At 60.9% G+C, this 5731-nt stretch carries 6 protein-coding genes; all 6 read left to right on the forward strand.

All coding sequences use genetic code 11. The features are described from left to right. The first annotated feature begins 140 nt into the window (after positions 1-140). The 6 genes from QZY44_RS14445 to QZY44_RS14470 all read left to right on the forward strand — a co-directional run bounded on the left by QZY44_RS14445 (position 141) and on the right by QZY44_RS14470 (position 5433). A complete protein-coding gene (locus QZY44_RS14445) occupies positions 141-413 on the forward strand; it encodes a hypothetical protein (protein ID WP_295447375.1) in 273 nt (90 codons plus the stop codon). A 1-nt stretch (position 414) separates the two neighbouring features. Beyond that, entirely contained in the window at positions 415-642 is a 228-nt protein-coding gene (locus tag QZY44_RS14450; RefSeq protein ID WP_295447377.1) for a DUF2283 domain-containing protein, read from the forward strand. A 74-nt stretch (positions 643-716) separates the two neighbouring features. Continuing rightward, on the forward strand, positions 717-1982 hold the full coding sequence (locus QZY44_RS14455; RefSeq protein WP_295447379.1) for a nucleoside recognition domain-containing protein: 1266 nt from the start codon (positions 717-719) through the stop codon (positions 1980-1982). Beyond that, complete coding sequence (locus QZY44_RS14460) at positions 1982-2323, forward strand: zinc ribbon domain-containing protein YjdM (protein WP_295447381.1); 342 nt, start codon at positions 1982-1984, stop codon at positions 2321-2323. The genes QZY44_RS14455 and QZY44_RS14460 overlap by 1 nt, the downstream gene beginning before the upstream one ends. A gap of 73 nt (positions 2324-2396) precedes the next feature. Then, positions 2397-4658: a VWA domain-containing protein gene (locus QZY44_RS14465; RefSeq protein ID WP_295447383.1), complete on the forward strand. Its 2262-nt coding sequence runs from the start codon at positions 2397-2399 to the stop codon at positions 4656-4658. 55 nt (positions 4659-4713) lie between these two features. Beyond that, entirely contained in the window at positions 4714-5433 is a 720-nt protein-coding gene (locus tag QZY44_RS14470; RefSeq protein WP_295447385.1) for a Crp/Fnr family transcriptional regulator, read from the forward strand. The last annotated feature ends 298 nt before the right edge of the window (positions 5434-5731 follow it).

The raw sequence follows: 5731 nt of genomic DNA on the forward strand, positions 1-5731 counted from the left end.
AGAATTATCCCTGGCAGTATCGATAGCAAGCCTTAGACGAGGATTTCCTGATGGGTCCCCTCCGCCCATTTTTGCAGGGTTGGGGTGACGAAGGAACCCCAACAGCTTCGGGTCTCCGCTACGCCGCGTTGGGGTTCGCGATGCTCACCCCAACCTTAATTGAAGCGGAACGATTGGCGGGGGATGGTGAAGTGAAGGTAAAGTTTTCGAGACATGCGCAGCGACGCGCCAAGCTCTACAACATTCCGCAAGCCGTTGTGGAGAAAATGGTCGCTGATGCAAATGTCCCTGATGGGGAGCATGAGATCATCAGCGAAGTGCTCGGCTTCAAGTATCCACTGAAGATTGTTGCCTCTCGTGCGGGTGAGGTTATTACAGTCATCACGAATTACCCGCTCAAGAAGGGGCTGTGACATGAAAGTACATTATGACGATGAAGTTGATGCCTTGTACTTGAGTCTCGGCGATCAAGCGCCGGATGGAGTCATCGAAATCGCAGAAGGCGTCAATCTCGATACCACAGCGGACGGAAAGATTTGCGGTATAGAGATACTTAGAGCATCGGATCGGCTCAATCTCGACACGATCCTGTCTTATACGCTTGAGTTGGATCAGGGCATTTCAAAGAAAAAGGCCGCCTGATGATGTGGTGTAGATTGGGGTGACGAAGGAACCTCAACTCTTCGGCTGCCCACTATACTGCGTTGGGGTTCGCGATGCTCACCCCAACCTACGGTCGTTCCGCCATGCTTAATCTGATCTGGATCGGCTTCTTGCTGACCGCCTTTGCTGCCGGCCTGTTCCAGTTCTTGATCGGCGGCCAGCCGGATATCTTTGCCCGGATGATGAAGGCTGGATTCGATAATGCCAAGCTGGCCTTCGATATCGCGCTGGGACTCACCGGGGTGATGTGTCTCTGGTTGGGGGTGCTGAAGATCGGCGAGCGGGTTGGCTTTCTCGATGGCCTCGCGCGCCTGCTGTCGCCGCTCTTTGTCCGGCTGTTTCCGCAGGTGCCGCCGGGGCACCCGGCCTTGGGCGCGATCACCATGAACATGGCGGCGAATATGCTCGGGCTCGACAATGCGGCAACACCCATCGGCATCAAGGCGATGAAGGAGCTGCAGATGCTCAATCCGGATCAGGATACGGCGAGCAATGCGCAGATCCTGTTTCTCGTGATCAATGCCTCCAGCGTCACGCTCCTGCCGGTGACGATTTTTACCTATCGGGCGCAACTCGGCGCGGCGGACCCGACCGACGTCTTCATCCCGATACTGATGGCTACCTACTGCTCCACGCTCGCCGGCTTTGCCTTTGTGGCCTGGCGTCAGCGCATCCGTCTCGATCCGGTGGTGTTGGCCTGGATTGCCGGCTTGACGCTGGGGGTCGGTGGACTGGCGGTCTATTTCGCCGGTTTGCCGGCGACCGCGATGGCCGCGACGTCCTCGCTGCTGAGCAATTTTCTGCTGCTGGCCATCATCATGGTGTTTCTGCTTGGCGCCCTGTGGCGAAGGATTAACGCCTATGAGGCCTTCATCGAGGGTGCGAAAGAGGGTTTTCAGACGGCCATTACCATCATTCCATACCTGGTGGCCATGCTGGTGGCGATCGGCCTGTTGCGGGCCAGCGGCGCATTAGACGTGGTCATGCAGGCGGCTGCTGGGCTGATCAGCGCGGCGGGGTTCGATGCCCGCTGGGTGGAGGGTCTGCCGACGATGCTGATGAAGCCACTCTCCGGCTCGGGTGCGCGTGCCATGATGATCGAAACGATGCAAACCAAGGGTGCCGACTCGTTCGCCGGTCGTCTTGCCTGTATCATCCAGGGCAGCACCGAGACCACGTTCTACGTCCTCGCCGTCTATTTTGGTGCGGTCGGCATCAAGCGGGTCCGCTACGCGGTCGCCGGCGGTCTGATCGCCGACTTGGCCGGATTCACCGCGGCGGTTTTTGCCGCCTACCTGTTTTTTGATAGAGTGAAGTAATGAGCAGTTTGCCGAAATGTCCGGAATGTGGTTCTGAACACACCTATGAAGATGGTGCCATGTATGTCTGTCCCGAGTGCGCGCATGAGTGGGCGCGCGATGTCGTCTCGGGGGACGCCGAGCAAGGTCTGGTGGTGCGCGATGCCTTTGGGAATGTGCTCAATGACGGCGACTCGGTCACCGTGATCAAAGACCTCAAGGTCAAGGGAACGTCCTCGGTCGTGAAGGTCGGAACCAAGGTCAAGGTGATGCGGCTGGTCGACGGCGATCACAATATCGATTGCAGGATCGAGGGCATTGGTGCCATGCAGTTGAAGTCCGAATTTGTGAAAAAGGCGTAACTTCTGGCGTACTGACCGGCGGACGACCGGTGTATCCTGTCACCTTGACCCTGAGAACACCGCCGGAGGTCTCATGCTTGTAACGCTCCCGCTCCCAGCTGAGGCCCTTGCGCCCTACCGGCAGCAACTGCGCTGCAATTTTCCCCAGCTTGATCAGGTCTTTCCGGACTGTCTCGCCGAGGCGCAGGCGCTCTTGAGCGAGGCGGGGATCAACGATTATCTGGATGGGGCCTCGGCTATCTGCCGGATCGGGCGCGGCTTCGAACCGGTCCTGGTGTATCTCCAGGAGATGCCGCGGGTCGCCGCCGATCTGGGTGAGGAGACGCTGGTCATGGTCTCCCAGGCGGTGTGGAGCATCTCCCGCAGCCCCAATGGCAAGGCGATTCTGCCCTTCTTGCAGAGTATCCCGGAGACGTCGCGCCGGCTGCCGTGCGCCGAGCTGCTCGGCCGTTATATCGAGATCATCCTGGACTTCATGGGGCGGACCACCGGTTCCATCCATGGGTTTCATACCACCATCCCGAGTCCGAGCCTCCCGGACCTGCTGGAGCGTATCCCCTATCTACTCAGTCAACTCACCTGTCTGGGCTTAAGCAATTGGATCGATTACGGCGTGCGTCACTATGGCGATCATCCCGACCGCCAGCGTGATTATTTCAGTCTGCAGTCGGCGGACAGCCGCGCCGTCTTGCAGCGGGAGCGCCACGGTACCCTGTTCGTTGATAATGAGCGCCGGCTCGATCTGTATCTGCGTGCCCTGTGGCGGGAGCGGTTGCCCTTGGTCCCGTATTCGGAAGGATTCGATGAACTGCGCAAGCCCGTGCCCTATTTCGATCCGCTGGGGGTCCGGGTGCCGGATGTTTATGATGATCGTGAGGGGGTGCCCGGTCTTGATCGTTACCGGGCACTGCTGGCCCATATCGCCGCCCACCGGCGCTGGAGCCGTTCCCTGGTGGCGGACAACCTGAGCCCCTTCCAGCGGGTGGCGGTGGAAATCTTCGAGGATTGCCGGGTCGAGACCCTGGCGCTGCGCCAGTATCCTGGGCTGCGCGCGATCTTACTGGCATTGCACCCGGCGCCCGCGCAGGATGCCTGCGACCCCGAGCGCGAGTCGTGCATTCGCCATCGGCTCGCGGTCTTTTCGCGTGCCGTACTCGACCCGCACCATGACTACTGTAATCCGGACCTGCTTGAATTTGTCGCCCGTTTCCATGGCGAATTGGCCCAGGGCGAGTCCAGCACCCAGGCGATCGCAGAACTGGCGATTGCCTATATCGCCCGGACGCGCCGCCAGCAGGACCTCTCGCCCAAGGTCTATTTCACCGATACGCACGTCGACTACCGCGACGACAATCGACATCTGTGGCGCTATATCGAGCAGGGCGATGAGGAGGAGACCTTTGCTCAGCGCAAGCAGCGCCCGCCGGAGGAGGCGCAGACCCTGCCGCCGCGCCATTACCCGGAGTGGGATTACAAGAGTAAGACCTATCGCCCCGACTGGGTGAGTCTCTACGAGGGTCTGCACCCCGCGGGCGACCCTGCCCTGATCGACGCGCTGCTCGCCAAGCACCGGATGCTGGCCAAGCGTCTCAAGCAGATCCTCGACCTGCTCAAGCCCCAGCAATACGTGCGCCTGCGTTACCAGGAGGAGGGCAGCGAGTTGGACCTGGACGTGGCCATCCGCTCACTGATCGACTACCGGGGTGGGGCGACCCCCGACCCGCGCATCAATATGAGCCACCGTCATGACGGGCGCGACATAGCGGTCATGCTCCTGCTGGATCTGTCCCAGTCGCTGAATCAGGTCCCGGACGGGTGTAGCCAGAGTATCCTGGAACTCAGTCAGGAGGCCGTCGCGCTGCTCGGCTGGGCGATCGATCACTTGGGGGATGAGTTCGCCATCGCCGGCTTCTCATCCAACACCCGGCATGAGGTCCGTTACCAGCACATCAAGGGTTATAGTGAGGACTGGGACGACCAGGTGAAGGGGCGGCTGGCGGCGATGCAGGCGGGCTATTCCACCCGCATGGGCGCGGCATTGCGCCACGCCGCGCATTATCTTGAGGCGCGCCAGGCGCAGAAGAAGCTCATGCTGATCCTCACTGACGGCCAGCCCCACGACATCGACGTGGATGACGAGCGCCTGCTGATCGAGGATACCCATAAGGCCGTGCAGGAGCTCGACCAGCAGGGCATCTACACCTATTGCATCAATCTCGACGCCCATGCCGATGAGTATGTCCGCGACTGCTTCGGCAATCGCTTCACCGTCATCGACCGGGTCGAGCGACTGCCGGAGCGGCTGCCGCAGCTCTTTATGGCCCTGACGAAATGAGACCGATCACTGGCAGGCCGGTCGACCGACTGATCAAAGAGGACACCTGTTGGTGATGGTGAAGACTGTGACACTGCGGGACGCCTGGTCCGGCGAGGCGGACTGCCGCAACTGCTCGTTGCGCGACACGGTGCTGTTTGCGGGGCTCGCGGAGCGCGACTTCGAGCGCATCCACGACCCGATCGACCAGTTTACGCTGAGGCCGGGCAAGACCCTGTATCACGCCGGGGACAGCGGTGACTTCATGTTTACCGTGCGCAGCGGCGCCTGCAAACTGATTCAGTCGCTACCCGACGGTAGCCAGCGCATCGTTCGGCTCGCGTGCAGGAGTGATGTGTTGGGGCTGGAGGCGATCCTCGGTGAGCGTTATCAACACGATGCAGTGGCCCTGCAGGTCACCGAGGTGTGCCGCTTTCCGGCCCGCATGGTGCTCGATCTGGGCGCCGACAACCCGGTCCTGCACCGGGAACTGATGGCCCGCTGGCAGCGCGCACTGACTGCGGCGGACGCCTGGCTGACGGAGCTCTCGACCGGATCGGCCCGGCAGCGGGTGGCGCGGCTGCTGCTGCGCCTGGTTCGCAGCGGCGTGTGCGATCAGGAAAACAGCGAGTGTCACCTGTTCGGTCGGGAGGACATGGGTGCCATGATCGGTGTCACCACTGAGACCACCAGTCGGACCGTCGCCGAGTTCAGGCGGCAGGGGTTATTGGTGGAGACTGTGCCCAACCGCTTCCGGCTGGATATCCCGAAGCTGCGGCGGATCGCCGAGGAGTAGTCCTGCGGGTTGATCGTTTGCGGAGATTGATCATTGTTAAGCCCCAGGATATCCCTGGGGCTTACCCTTGTATACTAGTCTCTTATTCTGCCTAATCTTGCGCCTGCTCAAGCCCCGAAGGGGCGCAACATATCAGCCCAGGGCAGAGCGTAGCGGTGGTAGCCGCGACGCGACGCGCTGGGTACGGTTTCGATTCAGCACAGTAGCCCTGAAGGGGCGAAACAATGAGTTAATCCAACTGACCGCGAAGCGGTTGAACAACAAAGCCCAGGGTCAGCAAAGCGGCGGAGCCGCAAAT

Origin of the sequence: uncultured Thiodictyon sp. (assembly GCA_903837595.1) — a bacterium.
Classification (GTDB): domain Bacteria; phylum Pseudomonadota; class Gammaproteobacteria; order Chromatiales; family Chromatiaceae; genus Thiodictyon.